Source organism: Enterococcus sp. DIV0174 (assembly GCF_050529065.1).
Lineage (GTDB): Bacteria > Bacillota > Bacilli > Lactobacillales > Enterococcaceae > Enterococcus_B > Enterococcus_B thailandicus.
Genome location: NZ_CP172881.1, coordinates 1,444,741 through 1,469,187 on the forward strand (window position 1 = coordinate 1,444,741; position 24,447 = coordinate 1,469,187).

General features: G+C 37.9%; 18 protein-coding genes. 3 read left to right on the forward strand and 15 right to left on the reverse strand.

Annotated features, from left to right (window positions below):
- Positions 1-21: 21 nt before the first annotated feature.
- The 7 genes from IGJ93_RS06890 to menB form a co-directional block, all read right to left on the reverse strand.
- Complete coding sequence (locus tag IGJ93_RS06890; protein ID WP_270607576.1) at positions 22-1,788, reverse strand: glycoside hydrolase family 13 protein; 1,767 nt, start codon at positions 1,786-1,788, stop codon at positions 22-24.
- 165 nt (positions 1,789-1,953) lie between these two features.
- Positions 1,954-3,060: an o-succinylbenzoate synthase gene (gene menC / locus IGJ93_RS06895; protein ID WP_270492623.1), complete on the reverse strand. Its 1,107-nt coding sequence runs from the start codon at positions 3,058-3,060 to the stop codon at positions 1,954-1,956.
- Positions 3,061-3,073: 13 nt separating this feature from the next.
- A complete protein-coding gene (gene menH / locus IGJ93_RS06900; RefSeq protein ID WP_067482163.1) occupies positions 3,074-3,898 on the reverse strand; it encodes a 2-succinyl-6-hydroxy-2,4-cyclohexadiene-1-carboxylate synthase in 825 nt (274 codons plus the stop codon).
- A complete protein-coding gene (gene menD, locus IGJ93_RS06905; protein ID WP_270492625.1) occupies positions 3,891-5,618 on the reverse strand; it encodes a 2-succinyl-5-enolpyruvyl-6-hydroxy-3-cyclohexene-1-carboxylic-acid synthase in 1,728 nt (575 codons plus the stop codon). Before menD ends, menH begins: the two co-directional genes overlap by 8 nt.
- On the reverse strand, positions 5,608-6,990 hold the full coding sequence (locus IGJ93_RS06910; RefSeq protein WP_067482166.1) for an isochorismate synthase: 1,383 nt from the start codon (positions 6,988-6,990) through the stop codon (positions 5,608-5,610). The genes menD and IGJ93_RS06910 overlap by 11 nt, the downstream gene beginning before the upstream one ends.
- Complete coding sequence (gene menE, locus IGJ93_RS06915; RefSeq protein ID WP_430596886.1) at positions 6,971-8,485, reverse strand: o-succinylbenzoate--CoA ligase; 1,515 nt, start codon at positions 8,483-8,485, stop codon at positions 6,971-6,973. The genes IGJ93_RS06910 and menE overlap by 20 nt, the downstream gene beginning before the upstream one ends.
- A complete protein-coding gene (menB, locus tag IGJ93_RS06920) occupies positions 8,430-9,245 on the reverse strand; it encodes a 1,4-dihydroxy-2-naphthoyl-CoA synthase (protein WP_067482168.1) in 816 nt (271 codons plus the stop codon). The genes menE and menB overlap by 56 nt, the downstream gene beginning before the upstream one ends.
- Positions 9,246-9,363: 118 nt before the next feature.
- Between menB and IGJ93_RS06925 the strand changes: the two genes are divergently transcribed.
- Positions 9,364-9,723: a PaaI family thioesterase gene (locus IGJ93_RS06925; protein WP_430596887.1), complete on the forward strand. Its 360-nt coding sequence runs from the start codon at positions 9,364-9,366 to the stop codon at positions 9,721-9,723.
- Positions 9,724-9,780: 57 nt separating this feature from the next.
- On the opposite strand, the gene IGJ93_RS06930 is transcribed toward IGJ93_RS06925, so the two are convergent.
- Positions 9,781-11,022 (reverse strand): MFS transporter, encoded by a 1,242-nt coding sequence (locus IGJ93_RS06930; RefSeq protein WP_067482172.1) that lies wholly within the window; start codon positions 11,020-11,022, stop codon positions 9,781-9,783.
- A 150-nt stretch (positions 11,023-11,172) separates the two neighbouring features.
- On the reverse strand, positions 11,173-11,640 hold the full coding sequence (locus tag IGJ93_RS06935; protein ID WP_067482174.1) for a MarR family transcriptional regulator: 468 nt from the start codon (positions 11,638-11,640) through the stop codon (positions 11,173-11,175).
- A 207-nt stretch (positions 11,641-11,847) separates the two neighbouring features.
- Here IGJ93_RS06935 and IGJ93_RS06940 point away from each other — a divergent pair, with 207 nt between their 5' ends.
- Positions 11,848-12,696, forward strand: coding sequence for a YitT family protein (locus IGJ93_RS06940; RefSeq protein WP_067482176.1), 849 nt, complete (start codon positions 11,848-11,850; stop codon positions 12,694-12,696).
- A gap of 141 nt (positions 12,697-12,837) precedes the next feature.
- Here the strand turns inward: IGJ93_RS06940 and IGJ93_RS06945 are convergent, their stop codons facing one another.
- From IGJ93_RS06945 to IGJ93_RS06970, 6 genes are all read right to left on the reverse strand, one after another.
- The gene (locus tag IGJ93_RS06945; RefSeq protein WP_067482178.1) at positions 12,838-13,797 is read right to left on the reverse strand and encodes a LacI family DNA-binding transcriptional regulator; all 960 of its coding nucleotides are present in this window, start codon (positions 13,795-13,797) and stop codon (positions 12,838-12,840) included.
- 14 nt (positions 13,798-13,811) lie between these two features.
- Entirely contained in the window at positions 13,812-17,123 is a 3,312-nt protein-coding gene (locus IGJ93_RS06950) for a GH36-type glycosyl hydrolase domain-containing protein (protein WP_430597048.1), read from the reverse strand.
- A gap of 12 nt (positions 17,124-17,135) precedes the next feature.
- Positions 17,136-19,289, reverse strand: coding sequence for a beta-glucosidase BglX (bglX, locus tag IGJ93_RS06955; protein WP_067482182.1), 2,154 nt, complete (start codon positions 19,287-19,289; stop codon positions 17,136-17,138).
- Between the two features lie 12 nt (positions 19,290-19,301).
- Positions 19,302-20,132 (reverse strand): carbohydrate ABC transporter permease, encoded by an 831-nt coding sequence (locus IGJ93_RS06960; RefSeq protein WP_067482185.1) that lies wholly within the window; start codon positions 20,130-20,132, stop codon positions 19,302-19,304.
- Between the two features lie 13 nt (positions 20,133-20,145).
- Positions 20,146-21,039, reverse strand: coding sequence for a carbohydrate ABC transporter permease (locus tag IGJ93_RS06965; protein WP_067482187.1), 894 nt, complete (start codon positions 21,037-21,039; stop codon positions 20,146-20,148).
- Positions 21,040-21,177: 138 nt separating this feature from the next.
- Complete coding sequence (locus IGJ93_RS06970; RefSeq protein WP_067482189.1) at positions 21,178-22,419, reverse strand: sugar ABC transporter substrate-binding protein; 1,242 nt, start codon at positions 22,417-22,419, stop codon at positions 21,178-21,180.
- Positions 22,420-22,628: 209 nt separating this feature from the next.
- Here IGJ93_RS06970 and IGJ93_RS06975 point away from each other — a divergent pair, with 209 nt between their 5' ends.
- On the forward strand, positions 22,629-24,251 hold the full coding sequence (locus IGJ93_RS06975) for a glycoside hydrolase family 13 protein (RefSeq protein WP_067482191.1): 1,623 nt from the start codon (positions 22,629-22,631) through the stop codon (positions 24,249-24,251).
- Positions 24,252-24,447 lie beyond the last annotated feature (196 nt).

Consider the following 24,447-nt stretch of genomic DNA (forward strand, 5'->3'; position numbering starts at 1 on the left):
TTTGTTACCGGTAACAAAATATCAGCAGCTAAGAATAAACCCATGTGGTTGGATCTCAATTTTTTCATCTTTCAAGACATGAACACCTTGTGAAAAAAGTACTTCACTTGGTTGGTCTACGACATACACGTTCTCTGATTCATTAAAAATGGCTTGAACTTTTTGTTGATCTAGTTGTCGAGCAAACGAAATAATTCCTTGTGTTTCAGGTGATGTTTTCCACAAAGTTTCTCCCTCGGATAAAATCAAATGCAACCGTTTGCGCAAATGAATAAGTTCTTTCATAAAGGCAAAAAGTTCCAAGTCTTGCTTTTCTTCGTCCCAAATCATACATTTCCGACAATCAGGATCATCATGTCCTGTTAAACCAATTTCTGTTCCATAGTAAATACAAGGTGAACCTTTTTGTAAAAACATGAACGTCATGACAGCTTTCAGCAACTCTTTATTTTCTTCACACATCGTGAGAATTCGCGCTGTGTCATGGGAATCCAATAAATTGAAAGTTCCTTCATTGACTTGGTCTCGGTAAAGCATTTGTTGTTGATTCATTCCGCTAATCATTTGCGAAACACTGATTTTCTTTTTCACAAAATAATCTTTGATTGAATCTGTAAATGCATAATTCATTACTGCGTGAAATTCATCTCCCTGTAACCAAGCTTGTGAAGAATGCCAGATTTCACCCAAAATATAGATATCGGGTTTTGCCTCAGTGACTGCTGTATAGAATTTCTTCCAGAAGTGATGATCGACTTCATTTGCTACATCTAATCGCCAACCATCGATATCGAATTCTTCGATCCAATAAGTCGCAATCTTTAAAAGATGTGCTTGCACTTCAGGATTTGCCGTATTTAGCTTAGGCATATGTGGCGTAAATGCAAACGTATCATACGAAAGATGTTCTGCTGTTTCTGGCACCTCTGTCAACCGGTAATCGTCCACTGGAAAGGAATGAATATGAAACCAATCTTTATAAATCGACTCTTCACCGTTTTTAATTACGTCTTGCCATTGTGGTGAATCATCGCCCATATGGTTGAAAACAGCATCTAACATCACGCGAATTCCTCGTTGATGCGCTTGCTCAATTAATGTTTTAAATAATTTTTTATCACCGAAATGAGGATCAATCTCTAAATAGTCAATCGTGTCATATTTATGATTAGACGTTGCTTTAAAAACTGGACAGAAATAAATACCATTGATTCCTAAATCAACTAAGTAATCCAGATGATCAACTACTCCTTGCAAATCACCGCCAAAAAAATCATCCCGATCCGGCGCTTTACTTCCCCACGGTAATGTGTTTTCTGGATCGTTATTCGTATCTCCATTAGCAAAACGTTCTGGGAAAATTTGATACCAAACAGTTTCTTTCACCCATTCTGGCACTTTGAAACGATCAATTTCTTGAAAATAAGGCATTCTAAAGTACATGTTTGGTTCTGCTAAAAAGCGATTTTGATAAGGAAACACGCCTTGATCCCCATAAAAACATTCCGTTTCATCTTTGCCAATCACATGAAACCCATATTGGATTCTCCTTGTATCACTATGGACTTCAAGTTCCCAATAATCATGCACATTGGTACTTAATCCTTTTTTCATCGGCACTTCTTCTAAGTACCACTGTTCCGTCGTGAATGTGTATGGATCACCCTTTATCACAAATACTTTTTCGATATCATCTTTGCCAGTTCGTAGCCGCAAACGAAGTGTTTCTTTCGTATACAAATAAGCAAATTCGCTTTCTGGGCGATGATAAACTGCTGCTGTGTTCATGTATTTCCTCCTTTTTTACTTCTAAGATAATTTCACTATAAAAGAATCAAGCACGAAAGACAACGCTTTCAAAAATGTTAACGATAACAAGTTCTCTTGAAACAAAAAAATGTACGAAAACATTTTTTGTTTTCGTACATTCACTTACTGATTGCTTCAATGTTTTTATTGATAGGTTTGTTTCTGGTCACAAACTTGTTCAATCACTTGCCAATCTAACTCAACACCTAAACCAACTCCTTGAGGAACGACAATATTTCCTCTTTCCATTTTTGCCGGTTTCTTTATGACGTCTGCAGTGTAATAACGATCAGCAGCTGAGATATCACCAGGAAAAGTAAAGATATTTTGGCTAGCAAACTGTAAATTTAACGCTCGGCCAATTCCAGACTCGAACATTCCTCCAAGCCAAACTAGTAACTGATGTGTTTGACAAAAATCAACGATTCGTAGAGCTTCTGTGATTCCTCCCACGCGTGGAATCTTCAAATTGATTCCTTGACAACTTCCTAGCGTATAAGCGGTTTTCACATCCTCCAATGTCCGAATATTTTCATCTAAACAAATCTTTGTCTGAAGATGTTGTTGAAGTCTGGCATGATCGACAAAATCTCGTTGATGAAAAGGTTGCTCAATCATCGCTAAGTTCAATTGATCTAGTTGTTTAAATAACTCTAAATCAGCGAATGTATACGCTGAATTTGCGTCTGCCATCAGGGGAACATCTGGGAACTCTTCACGAATAGCACTTAGTGGCACAATGTCATAGCCCGGTTTGATTTTCACTTTGATTCGCTGATATCCTTGTTCAAGATAATTTGATACTTGTGCAATCAAATCCTCTGTTGTCGCATGAATCCCAACACTGACACCAACTGGGATTTCTGATTTGTGGCTGCCAAAATAACTTTGTAAACTTCGCTGTTCTCGTTTCGCAAACAAATCCCAGACGGCCGTTTCCAATGCTGATTTTGCCATAAAATTTCCTTGGACAGTTTGAAACAATGACCAAACATCCCCTACCTTTTGCAAATCAGCTTGAAATAGACGTGGCACTAATTGCTGTTCAATAAGTTGCCGATCCGCACCAATCGTTTCTTCGATATAATCAGGTTGTTCAAAAGAAACTAGCTCTCCGTATCCTTGATTGCCTAGCTCATCTTCTAAAATCAAAAGGTCTAACGCTTTTTCGTTAAGGACACCATAACTAGTTTGAAAAGGGGTAACTAACGGTAAACGTAGTTGGTACTGCTCAACTTTCATAATTTTCATCACATGTTCCTCACTAACAGTGCGTTTTTCTTTTTGCTAACCATTGAGACAATTTGTTCGCAAAAGCTTGTGACTGTTCCAGATGCACACAGTGACCACTATCAGGAATAACTGCCAATGTCGAATGTGGCAGTTGTTGACACAACGTATCCCCAATAGCAAGAAATTTTGGATCTTGTTCCCCTACCACGTATAGAACTGGTTGCTTTAACTCTTCTAATTCCAACCAATAATTTTTTTGTACACCTGTCCCCATAAACCACAAACTCATTGCCAAACCAAATTTATTTTGACTCAATCGCTCATCTCGAATCTTTTTTTGTATTTCTTTCGGTAATTTTTTTTGGCTAGAAAATAACGGAAGATTTTGCCAAAAATCTACAAAATCAACGAGTGGTTCACGCCATAGCCTGAGCGCTAATCGTCGGTCAGACTCTTTTCGCTGTTTTCTTTCTTGCTCGTCTACAATTCCAGGAGTTCCAGCTTCTAAAATGACACCAAGAAGTTTACTTGGATGCTCAATCGCCCAAGCTAATGCGACTCTTGCCCCCATAGAATAGCCTAAAACATACCATTGGTTAATTCCTAATTCCTGTATCAACTGATTGAGGTCCTTCACTATTTCGGACAATTGATAACGCCACGGATGTACAAAAATACTTGATTCACCATGGCCAAGCAAATCAATGAACAGGAAATTATATATTGGATCTTGAAGCAACTGAAATGTTTGCCTCGTTCCAGTGAAACCATGCAAGCAAACAATCGTCTCCTTTGAAGGATCATATTTTTGTTGCCAGCTATACGCATATTTTACGCCACGAATGATCTTATTCATTTATTTCACCGATTTTTTCTCGGTATTCAGCTACTACCTCTTGCCAAAACTGCACTGGTTCATCTTGATTTCCTGCAATCTCAATCAATGTCCAACGATCAGCAAACCGACTTTTCTCGATTGCAAATTCAAATTCAGCTAAGGAAGTTGGTTTGATATACTGGCCATCGTATAAATCAGCCACTTTTGCAAAATCCAATGAAAGTGGTGTCTCAAATAACGGAGTAAAATCTGTTTTATCCAATTGTTTTTGCGGTAAAAAAGAAAAGATTCCGCCACCATTATTATTGAGTAATACAATTGTAACTGGTAACTTCAATGAACGGATCATTTGCAATCCATTCATATCATGAAAAAGTGCCAAGTCCCCAATCAATAAATAAGTCCGTTGCATCGTAGCAGCTGAAATACCAGCTGCCGTTGAAACAATGCCGTCAATTCCATTGATTCCACGATTACCAAATACTGGATAAGAAGTGACGCTACTCATTGCATAACGGTCTACAAAACGAATGGCATTACTGTTTGATAAAAAAAGTTGTTCATCAGCATAAAGTAACTCACTCAATTTCAAGCTGGCACTACTTTCATTGAAAGACTGTGTCAGGGTTTCTTTTTGAAGTACGACTTGTGCTGTTTCTTCAGCTTGCTTCCATCCATTTAGCCAGCTTGAATGCTTTTGTTTTTCTATTGAATCCACAGCTAGGGCTGATTGACAAAAAACGGAAATCGTGAAAGGTAAAAAGTAATTGGTTACGTGTAATAAGTCTTGCCACTGTTCTTGCTCATCGACTAACACAAAAGTCGTCGTTTCTCTAGTTAGTTTTTGTAAATACAGCATGACATTTTTCGTAACTGGTAGCCGACCAAAACGAATCACTACTTCTGGCTGTTCCACCTTACTACTAGAGAAAATCAACTCGGCATGCTTCAAGTAATTCTCACTTTGACTACCACAGGTTGCTAAATTAGTTAGCGGATCGCCAATAATCGGCCAGCCCAAATACTCTGCAAGCTGGATCAACAATTGTGCTTCTGTTACACTCACTTCATTTCCAACAATCAATAATCCTTTTTTTTCCAACCAATCTGAAAGCTCTGGTATTGATTGGACTGCTTCTTCAGTTTTCGTCAATTTTTCACTTTTAAAAGATTTTTCTAACTGAAAATCTAAATCTGGTAGCAATGGCTCACGAAAAGGTAAATTGGCATGAACCGGCCCCACTGGTATCTGTTGAGCAGTATATCCTAACTGGACACCTTGCCAATAACTATAACGTTGCATTGACTCCGAGCCTTCCGGAACAGCTAACTCCACAAATTTTTTCACATGGGTCCGATAAAGCTCCTGTTGATTCATCGTTTGAGGTGCACCCACTTCACGTAGTTCTGGCGGGCGGTCTGCAGTTAAAACAACCAATGGATGATTGGTTTCTTTGGCCTCACAAATTGCTGGATAATAATTTGCTGCCGCTGTCCCAGATGTACATAACAAGGCAACTAGTTCTTTTTTTGATCCTTTAGCTAAGCCTAAGGCAAAAAAACCCGCAGAGCGCTCGTCAACGTCAACGTAACACTCAACTTCAGGATCGCGAAAAAGCAATAGTGCTAGAGGTGTAGAGCGTGAACCAGGACTAATGACTACCTTCGTTAACCCACCTTCTTTTAAGCCTTGAATAAAAGCTAACAGATAACTAGTTGTTTCTTGTTTACTCGTCATTGCCTTTCACCCCTCTAATCATTGGCTGGAATTTCAACCTTGTTTCCAATCGTTCTGCTTCTGGATCTGAATCATCAACAATTCCACATCCAGCATATAATAAGCCTTGATTTCCGCTGAAAATACCTGAACGAATCCCCACTGCAAACTCACCGACATCTTCGGTTAAGTCAAGCCAACCAATTGGTGCGCCATAAAGTCCTCGTCCGGCGACTTCTTTTTCCGCCAGCCAACGTAAAGCCTCTGCCTTAGGCTCTCCACCTAATGCAGGCGTTGGATGCAATTCTCGAACAACATCTAGCAAACTAGTTTGCCCTTTCCTAGAACCTTTGACAGTTACAAATAAATGCTGAATGTCTCGGTTTTTTAAAAGACTCTTATCTGAAACAAGCAATTCACCTTGCGTAAAATCTTTTAGCTGCTTTTTGATTCGTTCGACTACCACTTGATGTTCATATGAGTTTTTAGCGTCTTTTAAAAGTTTCAAACTATTTTCCTGGTCTTCTGTTTGATTTTTCCCTCGTGAAATTGAACCTGCAATGCCCGCTGTTGCAAACATCGTTCTGCTTGCTTCAACAAGTCGTTCAGGCGTTGCTCCGACGAAAGCTTGCTGTTTGTCCTCCAAGGCAAAAACATAAGTATTTGGTTGTTGTCGCAATAAATTTTCGACAATTGTTTCGATTGAAAAAGACTTTCCCTTGAGTTCCATTTGACGTGCTAGAACAACCTTTCTGAGTTTAGCATTTGTTTTTTTGATTTCCTCCACGCTTTCATCAACCAAGGAAACAAACGCGCCAACGTTTCGTTCTTTCCTAACGACATTTGTGCATGAAGATTCGACAGGAGGGTGATCGAGTAAGTTCGCAACTTCATTTTCCAATGATTCAAAGTGTTTCTCAAGTCTTTTAAAAAACTCTGAGTCGCAAGTCTCTTTTTCTTGATGACAAGTTAGCGTGACTACGCAAAAATCCTCTCTTTGAGTAAACAAAATTTCAGGTAATACAAAGTAGCCATTTTCTAACTTCCCCCAAAATGATTCTTTCGCGCCTTCACGGTCAAACGGGAACCCACCAAATAAGATAGGTGCTTCTTTTCGTTTACTCACCATACAAAAACTTTTAAAAAACTCCTTCTTAAATCGCTCAATCGCTTCAAATTCTGTTTCCGCATTGAAAAACTGCTTCACTGTTCCTAACCCAATATAGCTTAAGTGACGGTCTGGGGTTTGCCAAAAAAAACGCGCACCACGGTAGTCGCTAGTTTTAGCAAATAATTGACCAAATTCTTGAGACGGAAGTTCATAACTATAACTAAAGTAGGCTTTCTCAGTTGAAGACACTTTTTCTTTCCAATTACTTAAGTTGATTTTCAATATAATTCACTCTTTCTTCTGTCAGAAATAGTCGTTTCAATGGTTTGCCACTCGCCGTTTTTGGAATACGCGACACACTAAAGACTTCACTAGGATGTTTAAACGTTGCTAACGGTTGTAAGACTCTGGCTAATTCATCACTTGTTAAATCAGCCATTTCTCTCACTACTAAATAGGCTACTGGTCGTTGTCCCCAGCGTTCGTCTCTTCGTCCTACCACCACGACTTCTTGGATCAACTCACTCTGGAGCAACGTAGATTCAATTTCTGCAGGATAAATGTTTTCGCCACCAGAGATAATCAATTCGCTCATCCGGCTATCCACATATAAAAAACCATCTTCATCCAGATGACCTAAATCCCCCGTTCTGAACCAGCCATCTTGTGTCCATGATTCTTCGTCGCGATAGTTTAAATAGTGACTAGCAATTGTCGGCCCTTTTAGTAAAATTTCTCCAGTAGTTTGCTGATCCTGGTTCATTTCGATTTTCAACCTAGTTCCGGTCAACGGGACACCAGCAGAACCCAATTTTTCTGACGCTTTTTCTGGTGATAAAGCAACCACTTGTGAACAAGTTTCTGTCATTCCATAAGACTGAATTACCAATAGTTTTTTGACTACACATTCGCTTAACGTTTCCCGATCAACTGGCCCACCACCCAATAATAGTTTTGGTGCAGTAGCATACCCATTTTCCGGAACAAACGGTAGAAGGTCTTTTAACGTTTTTGTCACAACAGAAAGACAGATTTCTTGCCCTTCCAATAGCTCTTCATGGATTCTTTCTGGAGAAAAATTCGTATGTAAACGAACACTAATACCCAACACTAATGAACGCAACAAGATTGCCAAACCACTAATATGATACAGAGGCAAACAACAAATCCAGCTCTCAGAAGCTGTCAGTTTCATGTTCATCTTGGTTGCTAAAGCGCTGGCGCGATGATTCGCAAATGTTTGTGGCACTCCTTTTGGTTTCCCTGTCGTTCCAGATGTATACATAATAGAAGCAATTTTTTCCTCATCATAACCAGAATCATGGTAGTCCAGTTGATCCACTACAGGCAATTGTGTTGGACTTGGAAATTCCAGTAAAGAACTAGTTACGGAAATATGTGTATGTTCTGTAATCAGCCACTTAGTTTCAGCATCAGCTAATTGAAATGCAACCTCCTCCGATGTCAGGTGTGTGTTTAAGAACTGAACTTCAAGACCTAACTCCCACAAAGCCAAAATTGTCAAATAACATTGCTCTGAGTTTTGGCTATAAATGGCTACTCTTTGTTCGTTTTCAGGCAATTTTTGTGCAAAATAAGTCGCGTATCTTTGGACAAATTGGTTTAATGCAGCAAAAGACCACCTTTTATTTTCAAAATAAAAAGCTGGTCTAGTTGGATGAAGCTGTGCTTGTTGCTGCAACCAACTCCTTGGATGTAGCCTATGGGAATTTAGGGAATTGATCAAAATCTGGTTCTCGTTTTTCTTTAAAGGCATCGCGCCCTTCTTGTGCTTCATCCATAGTGTAATAAAGTAACGTTGCATCACCAGCAAGTTGTTGAATGCCAGCAAGGCCATCTGTATCAGCATTCATAGCAGCTTTAATCATGCGCAATGCCAATGGACTTTTTTTCAACATTTCTTCTGCCCATTCAATTGTCACATCTTCCACATCAGCTAGTGGAACCACCGTATTAATCCAATTCATTGCTAATGCTTCTTCAGCTGTATATTGTTTGGTCATGAACCAAACTTCTTTTGCTTTTTTATGACCTACGACCCGCGCTAAATAACCTGCGCCATAGCCGCCATCAAAACTACCAACATTAGGACCCGTCTGCCCGAATTTGGCATTATCAGCCGCAATCGTTAAATCACAAACCAACTGCAATACATTTCCTCCACCAATTGACCAGCCCTTAACCATTGCAATTACTGGCTTGGGAATCACACGAATTAAGCGTTGTAAGTCAAGAACATTTAAACGTGGAACTTGATCGTCACCAACGTAACCCCCATTCCCTCGAACTTTTTGATCACCACCAGAACAAAATGCCTGATCCCCAGCGCCAGTTAAAATAATGACACCGATATCTTGACGTTCACGACTAATTGTAAAAGCGTCCATCATTTCAAAAACTGTTTTTGGGGTAAACGCATTATGAACCTCTGGGCGATTGATTGTGATTTTCGCGATTTTTCCATATTGTTCAAATAAAATTTCACTATATTCTTTAATTGTTTGCCATGTTCTCATAATTTTCCTCCTTCAATTCATCCTTTTTATTATACACAAGAACGAAAGAAAACGGTTAAAAATCCGCGGAATTTTTAGTATTCTGTTATACTAAGAAAAAGAACGGAGTGATATTTGTATGAATTTACTGGAACATTTACAAATCAAAACGCTAGAACTTTCTCCAGAAAAAGTTGTCTTATCTTTAGACATCCACGCCATTCATTTGCAACCTTATGGCTATCTACATGGCGGAATCAATGGCGTTTTGATTGAAACAGCTTGTAGCCTTGGCGCAAATCAACATTTAGAGCAACCTCATTTTGCTGTTGGTGTGGATCTACAAGTAAATCATCTCAATAAAACACAGACGGGTACGTTAACTGTCATTGCTGTGCCAGACAAAGTTGGACGCTCTTTACAAGTTTGGCATGCAGACATTTTTTTAAATCAACAAACAAAAATCGCAGTCGGACGCTGTACCTTAGCTGTCAAATAAAACAGGTGAAGCTTTCAAGTTATTTTTGAAGAGCTTCACCTGTTTTCAGTAAAACGATTAATGTTTAACTATTACTGTTTGAATGGTTTGATACATCACTACAATTGCACAGAAAATCAAGAAAATCCCCATAACTGCTGGCGCAGAATGTCCCAGCGAGACATATAGCTGTCCACCAATCAATGGTCCGATAACTCTTGCTAACGATTGGATTGCTTGACTTCCACCTTGCACGCGTCCTTGTTCCTGTTGTGTAACTGCTTTAGATAAGAGGCCGTTGAACGCTGGCCCAAAAATTGAATCACCAAAACCAAAGATAAACATTCCGATAATAAATAAACTTGGTTGGTGAAAAATTGTCGAACAAGCAATCAATACATAGCCAACAATTTCAGCACTCATTCCTAAGGTAACAATTTGACGATCCGTGAGCCATTTTAGTAGTCGAGGCATGATTAAGCTTTGAGAAAAAATATCTTGAATACCAATTATTGAAAAAACTAAACCGATAACTGTCGGCTGCCAGTGAAAAGAATCAATCGTAAATTGAGAAAACACTGCTTGAAATGCACCGTTTGGAATCCAAAGCAAAAAACCGGCGAACAATAAACGACTGACTTGCTTAATGGAAAGAATATTTTTTAATTGGGTAAATGGATTTAAGCGACTAACAGGAACTGCGGTCAAGCGACTTTCTTTTGCTAAACTTTCTGGCATAAAGAAGTACCCAAATAAAAAATTGAGAAACGTTACAAAAGCACCGGCAAACATTGGAATTGCATAACCAAAATTAGCAAGTAAACCACCGATCGTTGGTCCGAATACGACACCAACACCGGTAACAGCACTAATCCAGCCAAAATATTTCGTTCGTTCCTCAGCTGGAGTGATATCTGAAAAATAGGCAAAAATCGTACCAATCGTCCCTCCCGTGAACCCTTCAATTATCCGACCAAGAAATAAAATCCAAAGTGCACCACCTAAACCAAATACTAAATAGCCAATTGTTGAACCTAACAAGCAAATCAGCAACACAACTCGTCGGCCAAAGCGATCGCTTAATGCACCTAATCCAGGAGCTGCCAGAAAAACACAAACAGCATATACAGAAGTCAGTGCTGTCACTGCAAGTGCTTGATTGGCTGGATTACTGATATAAGGTTGAACTAAAAATGGAATCACAGGTGAAACAATTGTAAAACCAATGCCTGAAAGAAAAACTGAGATCAAACCAAAAAGAAAAGCCTTTTGGTCGATTTGATTACGTGATTTGATCGTATTTTGTTGATTAGAAAACATAAAAAACTCCTTTGTTATAAATATCATATTGTGTCCCAGGCAACAAAATAATATTCTTTTTTGTGTCCTTGTCAACAATTTTTACGCAAAAAAATAGAGCGAATGATTCGCTCTATTTTCAGTCAACATTTTGCTCTCTAAATTTTCTTCTCACAAACCTAATTTCTCGATTTCCTGATTTAGATGTTGGTCATACTTTGCTAAAAAAAGCCCTAATTCTTCATACTGTTGTTCCGTCACTTGGTCAAAAATCACTTGGTCTCGTTGCTGAAATTCTTGATGTGTCCGTTCGTGCACTTCAAAAACTTCTTTTCCCTTCCCAGTCAATTTGAAATAAACTTCTTTTTTATTGTCAGGTTTTTGATAACTTTCGATATAGCCTTTTTTCACTAATTTTTTAGTTATTTTACTAATTGCACTTCTTGTCATAAATAATGAACTAGCAAGCTTAGTCACATTTGAGTCCTGATTTTTCCCGATGAATTCGATACAGTGGACTTCTGATGGCTGATAGCCTTCTAATCGTTTTTCCATTGTTAATTTGTTCAGCCACGCCATTTTGCTGAAAACATTTCTTGCTTTATCCATAACGGCTGCATTTGTTTCCTTTTTGCCCATTTCTAGCCCTCCCGTAAGCTTCTTCTCACCTAGTGTAGTGATTTTTCGAAGTTGATTCAACTACATCCATTATTTTTCAAATCAAAAGAAATGTTCGCTATGCCTAAAAAAAAACACAAACCATAGTTAACATTACACAAAAATTAGGTTACAATGAACTACTTGAAAAAAAGGAATTAAAACAAAATGTGTTTAGGATGTGGATGAATGAGACAAACAAAAGATTTTATTTGGACTTACATAAAAATTCTTTTTGCTTTACTTATTTTAGGTGTAAGTATCAACTTATTTTTAGGCCCTCACCATGTAGCGGCTGGCGGTGTTAGTGGGCTAGGTATTTTATTTGAATCCGCTTTTGGAATGAATCGTGCTTTAGTTATTTTGGCTTTGAATAGTCTCATGCTAGTGCTTGCTATTCTCTTTTTAGGCAAAAAATTATTTTTAAAAGTTCTTTTTGGTAGCATCGTTTTTCCCCTTGTGATTGCCATCGTCCCTGAGACAATGGTGACCTCTGATCGCCTACTATCAGTTATTTTTGGTAGTGCCATTTTTGCCTTAGGTGTTGCGATTTTATACAACAACAACTCTTCTAGTGGTGGAACGACCATCCCTCCGTTAATCTTTAAAAAATATTTTCACTTGAATACATCCATTGGGTTGCTGTTAACTGACGCTGTGGTAGTCTCCTTAAACTTACTTATTTTCGGTTTTGAAGAATTTCTTTATGCCATTCTCTCCATTGTTATTACTTCAATTGTCATGACCTATATCGAAACTGGTCTCAATCGTAAGAAATCAATTATGATTATGAGTGAAGATTCATTAGAAGAAATCCGTATTCGTTTAACTGCGGAGATTGGTCGCGGTTTGACTTTATTAGAAGCAAAAGGCGGCTATAATCGAAAGCCTAAAGAAGTCTTACTGATTGTCACGACGGATCAGGAATTTACTCGGATCAAACCATTGATCAAAGAAATCGATCCAACTGCTTTCGTTATCGCAAATAATGTTGCTGAAGTTACAGGTAGTGGCTTCACCTATCATCCGATTGAATGATGAGCTTTTATGCTTTTTTTAAGGTTCATTTCTTATTATTAGGACATCCCAAAACTCCTAATTTTTTCATTTTCTTTTCTCAAAAAATAAGCAGAACTCATCTTTGGATACAAAGTAAGTTCTGCTTATTTTGATTTCTGTTTAGCTGAAGGAATCCCCATTGATAAACGTCGTGTAAATGTGCTCATCTTCTGTAGATTCGCCTTGAATCAATTGAATAATTTTTTCTGCTGCTAACATTCCCCAACGATGTTTAGAATATGAAATCGTTGCTAACGTTGGTGTTAAAAACTCACCAATTTCGATATGGTCAAACCCGATTATACGAACGTCTTTTCCTATTTCATACGGCGTTTCTTTGAAAAATTTATACACACCTACCGCCATTTCATCATTGAAAGCAAAAATATCAATTGGAAAATCCGGTTGGCTAGCTACGATTTCTTTGGCTGCTTGATACCCAGATGGCTCTGTAAAATCCCCCTCAATTGTTTGATAATCAATACCAAATCGTTGAAGCTCTTTTGTACTTGCAGCTAAACGTTGCTGACTATCATATGCTTTTGTTGAACCCGTAATCAGATGAACAAATTTCGTCTGTTTTGCAACCATTTCACCTACTGCCAGTGTTGCTCCACCTTTATTATCTAACAATACTTTCCGAACATGTTCATGAGAAAGTTTACGATCCAACACAACGATTGAATGTCCCCGTTGTGCAAACTGTAAAATTTCCTGTGAATCAAATGTCCAATCTAAAATGATTGCACCGTCGACCATTCGTTCAGGAATGAATAAATGAGATTTCTCACCACTACAAACAATCATCTCAAAGTCATAAAATGCTAAGCCTTTTTTGATTCCATCTAATAATTCACCATAAAAACTGCCACCATAATCTGCTAAATAAACACCAATAATATTTGTTTGTTGTCTTTTTAATGTACGAGCAGCCATATTAGGAACGTAGTTTAATTCATCCGCAATTGCTTTGATTCTTTCTCTCGTTTCTTCCGTCACCTTTTGGCTACCATTTAAAGCGTACGAAACAGTAGAGATGGATACCCCTGCTTTTTTTGCGATATCTTTAATTCCCACCATGTTGCTCTCATCTCCTAACAATAGATATCAATTCGATTTGTTGCTTGTAAATGCGCTAGAATCGCCTGGTTAGATACTTTCAAGCCACCCGTTCGATACGGATTTTTTTCATGTTCAACTGGCAATTCTTGCTGGTTCAACATCACTTTTGATTCACCTGAACCTAAATGGTAATGAATAGTGACTGGTTTTCCTAGCAATTGATAGCGAAGGCTTAATTGGTCCAGCTCAGTTGGCAATGCTGGATCGAAGGTTACGCTCTGACTTGTTTCTCGAATACCTAAAACACTTGAGATCAATTGGCCTAAATAAATTCCCGGACCACTTGAATAAATGCGCCAGCCACCTTTTACTGGTACACTTCCATCTTTCAGTTTACCAAAGTTTGATTCCGCTTCATACCTTGTTTTAAAATCTCCATCAGAACTACTGAAATAGACATTTGCTTGTCGTAATTTTGCATGCTTTACTTGGTTCGTTATTCCGATAGGATTAATAATATTGAGTGCATGCCAAGTTTCTTCTGTCTTGCCTAATTTCGCCATGGCTTCTGTAAAACGAATGTGTGCATGCACATATTGTAACCCAATTTCTCTCCCAAAATTGGCAGATTGTTCTGCCCGTTTGAAGTTCGTACTTACACCACCTTGATAAGCCGCTGGGCGATTCATCAACCGAACACCATCAGGAAATTGTAAGTGTTTTTTGATAATGGCTAAATGATGTTCAGCCTGTTTTGGCGTCAGTAATTCAGCAATCATTCCTCTAGTCATTGGCAACAAACGATAATGAATGCCCGTTTTCTGATCATTTGGATGGATCATCAATTCTACTTCGTTTTGTGCGTCCATTCGGACAAAGCCTGGCAAAGTATCGGTTGTGAACATATATGTTTCATAATCCTGTTTTATTTTAGCAACTAATTCACTCAAATGCTGACTATAAGACTGATCGACCTCTCTCAGCAAAATACTTAACTTGTGCAGTACTTGATACGTCAAAGCGACTGTCCAGCTACTTGCCATTGATTTCTTTAATTGATTATCAAATGGTTGCAACGTATCATCCCAATCACCGTCACCGTAGCAAGACAAAGCTGTCCCAGGTAAAAAGTGGGATTCGATATAGGAAATTTCTTTTTTGATATGGTCTAATAGTGTCTCTGCTTCATTTGTTTTCAAAAAAGTTTTACGATCAGTATAAGTTATATTTTCGTTCAGAATGCCCCAATCACTCGTTTTATCCAAGTAATCTGCAACAACTTTCATTGGCCAAACAATTACATCTCCATGGCTTTCATCCGCTTTTTGTGTTTCGTAACGATCAAACATAAACCATTGCGGCCAGTTTCCATCATCAGAGAATTGGTTAGCATAAACTTTTTTGATAATGGACGCAACAACTTCCGGTCGATTCACAGCAAAGAAAAATTCAGTTGGTCCTTGCGAAACATCTCTGGTTCCCCAGGCAGCTCCGCCATATTGTTCTAACCCATGTGGAGATAAATAATGAACTAACATATTATGGGTGTACCAGCGTGCAATCAAATTCATTTGCTCAACTGTTTGTGTTTCATGCACTAATTCAAAGTTGTTTAATAACTCATTGATATATTCTGTATACTGCTGATCTTGTTCAGCAAGAGTTGTTGCTTTAGCTGCCTTAAATTCACCTGTTAGGCTTCCTTCAATTTTGACTGTTACTTCTGCTTGATTTTCAATTAGGAAAATGGTTAGTTTCTGGTCATTATTAGGACTAGCAAAAAACAGTGATTCGTCTGTTAGCTGAAACGGTTGATCCAAGGTGAAACGATAAGCTAGATTAGGATACGTTTGCTGTGTATCTGACTGTTCACTCCCTGTTACCGTCACCACTTGCTTGTTTTGCTCTAACTGATAAGTTGGTTGTGCTTCATCGGCACCCATCACTAGCTGGTTGGTAATCGCGAATGTATAGTTTTTCCCTTTCTGGCTGTGGATCTCTGTTCGGATTTCACGGCCGTCAACCACAGTATAAGTCGTAATGGTCAACAAATCGTCCTCTAATTTATAGTACCATTTAGCCGAATTCAGTCCCATCTCAAATAAAGAAGGCATTGTTAAAATCCGCCAATTTTCGCCCTGTTTCAAATAGATTCTTTGACCAGATTCCTTGATAACATTTAAAGCATTTCGACTATTACTCATCAATTTATTCATTGTCGTATTGCCTAAGACCACTTGGGAATTAAAAATTCCGGGCATATAAACAGTTGTACTTAATAAGGGACGGTCAACATCTAGCTCAGTTCCGCTTAATAAGATATGTCCATGCGTTCGCTCCATTGCTCGCTCTTTTACTTTGGTAACGACATGATGATAATTGGTTGTAAAAAAGGAAAGTAACTGCTGATTTTCTTGTTCAACTTGTTCTTTCACAGGAAAGTACTTCAAAATTTCTTCTTTAGTCATCGTTTCACCAACAATTGGCTCGCCCAAATGTTTCGTTACTTGTTTTCCTTCAGTCCCCATAAACGAATGATCAAACGTTAATGAATGATACGAGGCTACAACTTCTGCTTTTGAAAAAGCTGGCTTTGTCACAGCCGTTGCTTGATTTGCCAGTGTCCCACCATAAAAAATAATTATTTGTTTCTCTTGTGCAACTGTTATTTTTTCTGACTGCAACGCAACATAAGCAAATTCATATTGATAAACTTCATTTGCTAAAAATGGCTGGTTCAATGCTTCTGGCTGATTTGTTTCTTTATAACTCTGGCCAAAAAATTGATACCCATCTGTTGAAAAAGCAACAGCATTCGTTAAACTTCCTACTTCTACTAAAGGATAATTTCCCCCTTGAATTTGATTTTGGCGCGAAGAAATCACAAGTTTATCATCGACTTGGGTAATATGGTGATCCAAGTATTGTGACATATACGCCTCGTTTGAACGAACTGCTCCTGGTAACGCATTGCCTAAATCTTGTCCATAAATCACATCTGCTTGCTGTCCCGTTCCTTGCAAATTGACTTGCCAAAACCACAAGCCAGTGTTTGCTAATTGAAAGTCCACTTGATAACTAACTCCTGCAAATTGTCCTTTCCACACCAATTGATTCTCTTTTTGGAAAAACTGACTATGCGCATTCGACCCGATCATTGGCGCAAATAAAATAGTTTCTTCTTGATAAACTCTTAAATAAAGTTGAGTTAAACTACCATCTAAATAATTTCCCATTAGTTGGTTGATCATCATCCCATGACTTTCGATTTCTGCTAAATCACCTGTTGGCAGAAAAGAAAAATGGCTATTTTTTTCTGTCAAATCAATCATTTTTTGTGTCATCATCTAATCTTCCTATCTATTTTTTAAGTTGAAACGCACCGACGAAACTTCTCGGCTGTTTGGACCAATCATTGCTTCAAACTCACCTGCGTCACTGCTCATTTCTTGGTTACTGTGTACATATCGCAAAAGCGACTCATCAATCGAAAAAGCCACCGTTTTCTCTTCAAAAGGTGCCAAGTGAACTTTCTGGAATCCTTTTAGTTCTTTGACTGGTCGAACAACTTCACCGACTAAATCATGAATATAGAGCTGAACCGTTTCTTCACCCGCAAAAACTGATTGATTTTTGATCGTAACAGAAACAGTTATCTCCGTTGCTGGTGTCAATTCATCACTGGTTAAAGAAATTGCTGAGTAACGAAAATCGCTATAGCTAAGGCCAAAACCAAACGGATATTTTGCATAATTTGAAACATCTAGATATTTTGAAACATATTTTTCATCAGGTGTCGTCTCAAACGGACGACCAGTATTATCACAATTATAATAAATCGGTACTTGACCAACTGTTTCAGGAAAGGACATACTTAATCGTCCACTTGGATTATATTTACCCCAAAGAATTTCTGCTAATGCTCTCCCACCTTCTGTCCCAGGAAACCATGCTTCAATGATTCCTTTTGCTTCATCAATTCCCTGTAAGTCTAATGGACGACCATTATACAAAGTAACAACAACTTGATCATTTATTTCCAAAACTTGTTGGAAAAATGCTAATTGCGCACCTGGTAAGCGAATATCACTGCGACTTGCTGCTTCTCCACTCATTTCTTCTAATTCACCTAATGCAATAACAACTTTATCTGCTTGTTCTGCTAACAATAAGGCTTCTTGAATCGCCTCAGTTGTTGGTTCTAAATAATCAAATACTTCGTTTCCAACTAACAATTTCTTGCTTAAACTAGCGGCACCTTCAACTAACGAAATTGCCTCTTCTGATTTCCCTTGCCAAGACCACGCACCTAAAATTTTCTTAGAAGCAGCAGCTGGGCCAATAATCGCGATGGTTTCTTCTTTTTTAAAAGGTAAGATATCATCATTTTTCAATAATACCATTGATTTTTTAGCAATCTCACACGCGACTTCTCGATGTTCATTGGATAGAACAATCTCTTTTTCTTTCACTGGATCTGCCCCACGGAATGGTTGTTCAAACAAGCCTAAATCATTTTTCAATTCTAAAATTCGAACGACAGCTTCATCTAATAATTCGACAGAGATTTGTCCTTCTTCAATCAACTCACTTAAATAATTGCTGTAGCAAGTCGTCATCATTTCAATATCTACTCCAGCTAGCAACGCTTGTTTAGCCGCTTCTTTTTCATCTTTGGCAACGCCGTGTGGAATCAGTTCTTTGACTGCACCCCAGTCAGAAATCACAACTCCTTGAAAATTAAGTTCTTTCCTGAGAACTTCTCTAAATAACCACTTATTCCCTGTTGCTGGAATACCATCTATGGTGTTAAAAGAAGTCATTACTAATTTAGCACCTGCTTCTAGTGCAGCCTGATACCCGGGAAGATAGCTTTCTCTCAACTGGCGTTCTGACATATTCACCGTGTTATAATCACGACCAGCAATCGCTGCTCCATAAGCTGCAAAATGTTTGACACAAGCAGCCACTCTGAAGAAATCTTCTTTTAAATCTTCTCCTTGATATCCCTTCACAAAGCGCTCAGCAAACCGACTATTTAGAAAGGAATCTTCACCCGTTGATTCCATCACTCTGCCCCAGCGCGGATCTCGAACGAGGTCAACCATTGGTGAAAAAGTCACATGTAAGCCAGATACAGCGGCTTCTTTCGCTGAAATCTCTGCCATTTTTTCAGCAGCATCCAGATCCCATGAACTCCCTAACCCTAATGGAATCGGAAAAATCGTACGAAACCCGTGAATGATATCTGCCATCAAAATAGTAGGAATACCCAAACGGTTTTTTTCTAAATATTTTTTTTGGATTCGAATGGCTTCTTCTGCACCTGAAACCCCTAACGTTGTCCCTGCATTTGCAATGGTTGCTTCAGTTAAGCCTAAATCAGCCATTGGACCTGTTCGTTCTTCTGCGTTTTCCGAATAAAATTCTGCTGCTAATTGTAACAGCTGATCGATTTTTTCTTCTAGCGTCATTTTTTCAAGTAAATTCAGAATTTCTTGTTGTTTCATGCGTAAGCTCCTCTATTTATTACCAGACACATTGTACCCATCTAGAATATATTTTTGTAAAAACATAAAGATAATAATAATCGGTACGACCATAAAAGCAGATCCTGCCATTTGTAACGCATAGTTGTTTGCATATTGACCTTTTAATAACTGCAACCCAACTGATAACGTGTAATATTTTTCATCACTTGCCATAATCAACGGCCATAAGAATGAGTTCCAACCACCGATAAATGTGGCAATTCCTTGAACAGCCAATACTGGTTTAGAAATTGGCAAAATGATTCTCGTAAAAATAAACCATTCACTCGCACCATCCAAACGAGCAGCTTCTAATAACTCATTTGAGATTGCTGACATGAACTGTCGGAACAAGAAGATACCATATGCTCCAACCAAGCCTGGCAATACAATCCCTGGCATCGTATTAGTCAAGTTCATTGAATTCATAATCAAGTAAACGGGGATCATTGTCACTTGACCAGGAATCATCATCGTTGCTAATACTAAATAAAAAAGAGGTTCTCTTCCCTTAAATTTATATTTAGCAAAACCAAAACCTGCCATCGCATTAAAAATCATTCCTAAAAAAGAAAATGCGACAACAATCAGCGTATTTTTTAAGTACGTCGTAAAATCAAATGCATTGAACAATTCAATAAAATTATCTAAACTCGCTTTTTCTGGAAAAATTCTAGGTGGAAATTGCATGATTTCCATATCCGTTTTTAACGAGGATAATAGCATCCAAATAAACGGCAACATCCAGACTAGTGCGCCAATCGTTAGAACCAGACCCATAACAAATTTCACTCGTCGGTTACTTTGTAATTCTTTATTCATAACAGTCACACCTCTATAGTTGATTTTCAATATTGCGTTTTTGCATTCTAAATTGGAATAAAGTAACTAGGATAATTACCGCAAATAAAATAAATGACCCCGCAGCGGCATACCCAAATTTACTGAATTGGAACCCATTACGATAAATGAATAACGCAACTGAAGTCGTGCTATCTAATGGTCCACCATTCGTCATTACAAATGGTTCTTCAAAAAATTGAAGCCAGCCGATTAAAGTTGTCACCGTTACAAAGAAAGTTGAAAAACGTAAGGACGGAATCGTGATATAAAAAATCTGTGCTTTTTTTGAAGCTCCATCTAATGATGCTGCTTCATATAATTCTTTGGGGATTCCTTGGATTGCCGCTAAAAAGATTAACATATTTGTTCCAACAGCCCGCCAAACACCCAAGATAATCAAGGATATTTTTGCGATGGTTGGATCCGTTAGCCAAGGAACAGCTGGTAAATGAACTAAAGACAACAAATAGTTCAAGAAACCAAAACTTGGATTGTAAAGATAACTAAACACCACTGCAACGGCAACCACATTGGTAATTGCTGGTGTGTAAAAAATCATTCGAAAAGCTGAGAATAATTTATTTTTTCCAAAGTTAATCATTAATGCTAAGCCTAGCGACATGACAATGACTAACGGCACGCCCAAAACAACATAAAAAATCGTATTTTGAATACTTTTTAAAAACACCGGGTCACTAATGATTTCTTGATAGTTATCGAATGAAACAAAATTGATTTTTGACCAATCTGCTAACCCTACCAAGCTCATATCAGTAAAACTAATAAAAAAAGCGACAAAAATCGGAATGATTGAAAAAAGTAAAAGCAAAAGAAGTGCAGGTGCAATAAATAAATATGGTGCTTTAAGTGTTCGACTTTTTTTCACTTTCAGAACTTCCTTTCTAGAATGGGGAAAGCTAGCTTGATTGCTATTTGACAAGCAAACATTAGATTCTTTCGCCAATTTAATTGAATAAATCGGCCCGAGATAGCGACACGAGTTGCTGACCTCAGGCCCGATAAACTATTTATTTAATAAAGTTTCTGTTTCTTGATTGAATGAATCCATTTCTTTTTGAACATCTTGACCACCTAAATAGATTTGTTCAAAATGTTTCAAATAGTTTTGAGCGATTTCTTCAAATTGTGTGATTAATGGCATTGGTTCTGAATTAAGTAGTTGTTCATTGAAGACACTATAAATTGGATCATCTTTCAATTCAGGATTTTCCCAAGTCTTTTTAGCTGTTGGAAGTGCGTCTGTCAAATGCATCCACTCTAACTGATTGTCTGGCTGTGCCATAAAGTTAATAAATTTCGCCGCATCATCTTTTTTCTCTGAATATTCAAAAATAGTTAAGTTTGAGCCACCCATGGATGAGATATTGTTTTCTTTACCCGGTAACGGTGCGATTGCCCATTTTCCATCAATATCTGGAACAGTATCCTTCACCGTTTTTGCCATCCACGGTCCACTAATGAACATTGGAACCATCGCATCGCCTGAAAACGTTTGGCTGACATCTAAGCCAAGATCTTGCTTAGGCGCATAGCCTTTTTGGATAAAGTTGTTCAAGTAAGCAACACTGTCGACAAAAGGTGCTTGGTCAAATTCTGGTTGGTTATCTTTAATCAAAGGTGAACCATTTTGTCGTGCAAACATGAACCCTAATGTTTGTTCCTTGGAATCAATATTGATTCCATATTTATCATCTCCACGTGCTGCTAATTTTTTCGCAGCATCTTCTAATTCTTCCCAAGTTTTCGGTGGTTCTTTATATCCTACTGACTCTAAGATATCCGTTCGGTAAAACAAGACACGTGTTTCTGCCGCCCAAGGAATACCATAAGACTTCCCATCAAACTGTGTCGTTTCAACAGAACCTTCATAAAAGTTATCTGGATTCATCGCATCGTATTTATCAATGTAGCTTGACATATCTGCTAATGCACCAGCTTCTTGAAATTCAGGCATCCAAGTCGTTCCCATCTGTAAAACATCTGGACCACTTTTTGAAGCCACAGCCGTTAGTAGCTTATCGTGTGCATTCGACCATGGGATAGATTGAATTTTCACTTCAATTCCAGTTTCATCTGTAAATTTATCAGTCATTTTTGATAACTGCTTTACTTCGTCCCCCATTCCCCAAATATTTAAAACTTCGCTATCTTTTGCTGAATTATTGCTTGAACCACACGCCGCCAATCCACCAAGTGCCATTACAGCTGTCAATCCTAATAAGCCAATTTTCTTCGATAGTTTCATTTTTTTACTCCTCCATTTTTTAGTGAAACGTTTCTACAGGGAGAAGTATACTAGCTTGCTTCTAATTTGTAAAGCGCTTTCTAAAATATTTTTTCGATAAAAAAGCATTGAAAGCTTGATTTTTTTGATTATAATGAAAGCTAAGTCAGGAACTTGTTTGAATTTTATCAAGCGACTCTTAGAAACGTTTCACCAGAAAGGAGTTTTTTATGAATAAAGACAATAAAGAGACTATACCTTGGTGGCAATCAGCGGTTTTTTATCAAATCTATCCAAAGAGTTTTCAAGACAGCAATCATGACGGAATTGGTGATATCAGCGGTATTGTCTCTCGCCTTCCCTACTTGCATCAACTGGGAATTGATGCGATTTGGCTATCACCGGTTTATTCCTCGCCTAACGTTGATAATGGTTATGATATTGACAACTATTATACAATTTTAGCTGAATTTGGAACAATGGCGGATGTTGAACAATTAATTACCAAAGCGAAGTCTTTTGGAATCCGAATCATTATGGATTTAGTTGTTAATCATACATCTGATCAACATTCTTGGTTTTTGGAAGCAGAAAAAGGAAATAAAAAATATCAGGATTATTATATTTGGCAAAAAGAACCACCCAATACTTTGCAGTCCTTTTTTGGCGGAACGGCCTGGACATTTAACGAAAAACAAAATCGGTATTATTTGCATTTATTTTCCAAACATCAACCAGATTTAAATTGGGAGAATCCCAATATGCGAAAAGAGATTTGGGAAATGATGCGCTTTTGGATTGATAAAGGGATCGGTGGCTTTCGATTAGATGTTATTGATTTGATTGGAAAGCAACCTGAAAAAGAAGTACTCGGTAACGGACCAAACTTACACACATACCTCCAAGAAATGTATCATGAAGTCTTAAAAGAAACTGACCTAGTGACTATTGGCGAAGCAGGAAGTGTGACTCCTGAAACTGCACCGTTATATACGGCACCAGAAAGAAACGAACTTTCAATGGTCTTTCAATTTCAACATATGGCATTAGATGAGCAAACTGGGCACTCAAAGTGGGCACTTAAAAAGTTAAGTGTTCCTGAACTAAAAAAGGTGCTTTCAAAATGGCAAACTGCCCTGCCTGAAAATGCTTGGAATAGTTTATTTTGGAGCAATCACGATCAGCCTCGCATTTTATCTCGTTGGGGAGACTTAAACTATCCATTAGAGAGCGGGAAAATGTTAGCAATCCTGCTTCATTTGATGCGTGGGACCCCATTTATTTATCAAGGTGAAGAAATCGGTATGACGAATTTTCCGATTCATTCCGCCAAGCAGATTCAAGATATCGAAAGTCTAAATTTTTATCATAGTCAACAAGAAGCGGGGATTGCGAAAGAAAAAATTTTTGAAGCGATCAATACCAAAGGTCGTGACAATGCACGTACACCTATGCAATGGGACGATTCGCTCTTTGGAGGATTCTCAACTGTTTCTCCTTGGTACCCAATCAATCCAAATCACGAGCAAATCAATGTCGAAGCAAATTTGAATCATCCTAATTCGCTTTTCTTTACTTATCAAAAGCTGATTGCTTTACGAAAAAAATACCCAATTGTTATTTGGGGAAACTATGAGTTATTAGATACTCCCCCTACAATTTTTGCCTATAAAAGAAATTACGAACACGAGACTTGGTTAGTCTGCGCAAATTTTTCAGATCAAAAGACTTTCTATTCTTTTTCTGAAAAACCAGAAATGACAATTATCAGTAATTACGATGCCACTTATTCAACACTTGACCAACTTAACTTACGTCCATACGAAACTTTTGTTGTAAAACTTACACCTTGACTACTCTGCTATTTTTCTATTTACGATTTTAGTAACTAGAAAAATAGCAGTTTTTATTTATAGCAAAATTATTTAAAAAGTAACCGCTAACTTAAATTTCATTTTGTCATTTTAATTTCCTGATTAATTCTTTAATTACTAGTTACAATATAGTAAACTTATTTAATAAGATGGTTATTTTAAGATTAACTTTAAC

What these genes read in the sequence shown, in the direction of transcription:
- IGJ93_RS06890 (WP_270607576.1), bottom strand. Translation starts at nt 1,788, where the DNA reads ATGAACACAGCAGCAGTTTATCATCGCCCAGAAAGCGAATTTGCTTAT.
- menC (WP_270492623.1), bottom strand. Translation starts at nt 3,060, where the DNA reads ATGAAAATTATGAAAGTTGAGCAGTACCAACTACGTTTACCGTTAGTT.
- menH (WP_067482163.1), bottom strand. Translation starts at nt 3,898, where the DNA reads ATGAATAAGATCATTCGTGGCGTAAAATATGCGTATAGCTGGCAACAA.
- menD (WP_270492625.1), bottom strand. Translation starts at nt 5,618, where the DNA reads ATGACGAGTAAACAAGAAACAACTAGTTATCTGTTAGCTTTTATTCAA.
- menE (WP_430596886.1), bottom strand. Translation starts at nt 8,485, where the DNA reads ATGCCTTTAAAGAAAAACGAGAACCAGATTTTGATCAATTCCCTAAAT.
- menB (WP_067482168.1), bottom strand. Translation starts at nt 9,245, where the DNA reads ATGAGAACATGGCAAACAATTAAAGAATATAGTGAAATTTTATTTGAA.
- IGJ93_RS06925 (WP_430596887.1), top strand. Translation starts at nt 9,364, where the DNA reads ATGAATTTACTGGAACATTTACAAATCAAAACGCTAGAACTTTCTCCA.
- IGJ93_RS06930 (WP_067482172.1), bottom strand. Translation starts at nt 11,022, where the DNA reads ATGTTTTCTAATCAACAAAATACGATCAAATCACGTAATCAAATCGAC.
- IGJ93_RS06935 (WP_067482174.1), bottom strand. Translation starts at nt 11,640, where the DNA reads ATGGGCAAAAAGGAAACAAATGCAGCCGTTATGGATAAAGCAAGAAAT.
- IGJ93_RS06940 (WP_067482176.1), top strand. Translation starts at nt 11,848, where the DNA reads ATGAGACAAACAAAAGATTTTATTTGGACTTACATAAAAATTCTTTTT.
- IGJ93_RS06945 (WP_067482178.1), bottom strand. Translation starts at nt 13,797, where the DNA reads ATGGTGGGAATTAAAGATATCGCAAAAAAAGCAGGGGTATCCATCTCT.
- IGJ93_RS06950 (WP_430597048.1), bottom strand. Translation starts at nt 17,123, where the DNA reads ATGACACAAAAAATGATTGATTTGACAGAAAAAAATAGCCATTTTTCT.
- bglX (WP_067482182.1), bottom strand. Translation starts at nt 19,289, where the DNA reads ATGAAACAACAAGAAATTCTGAATTTACTTGAAAAAATGACGCTAGAA.
- IGJ93_RS06960 (WP_067482185.1), bottom strand. Translation starts at nt 20,132, where the DNA reads ATGAATAAAGAATTACAAAGTAACCGACGAGTGAAATTTGTTATGGGT.
- IGJ93_RS06970 (WP_067482189.1), bottom strand. Translation starts at nt 22,419, where the DNA reads ATGAAACTATCGAAGAAAATTGGCTTATTAGGATTGACAGCTGTAATG.
- IGJ93_RS06975 (WP_067482191.1), top strand. Translation starts at nt 22,629, where the DNA reads ATGAATAAAGACAATAAAGAGACTATACCTTGGTGGCAATCAGCGGTT.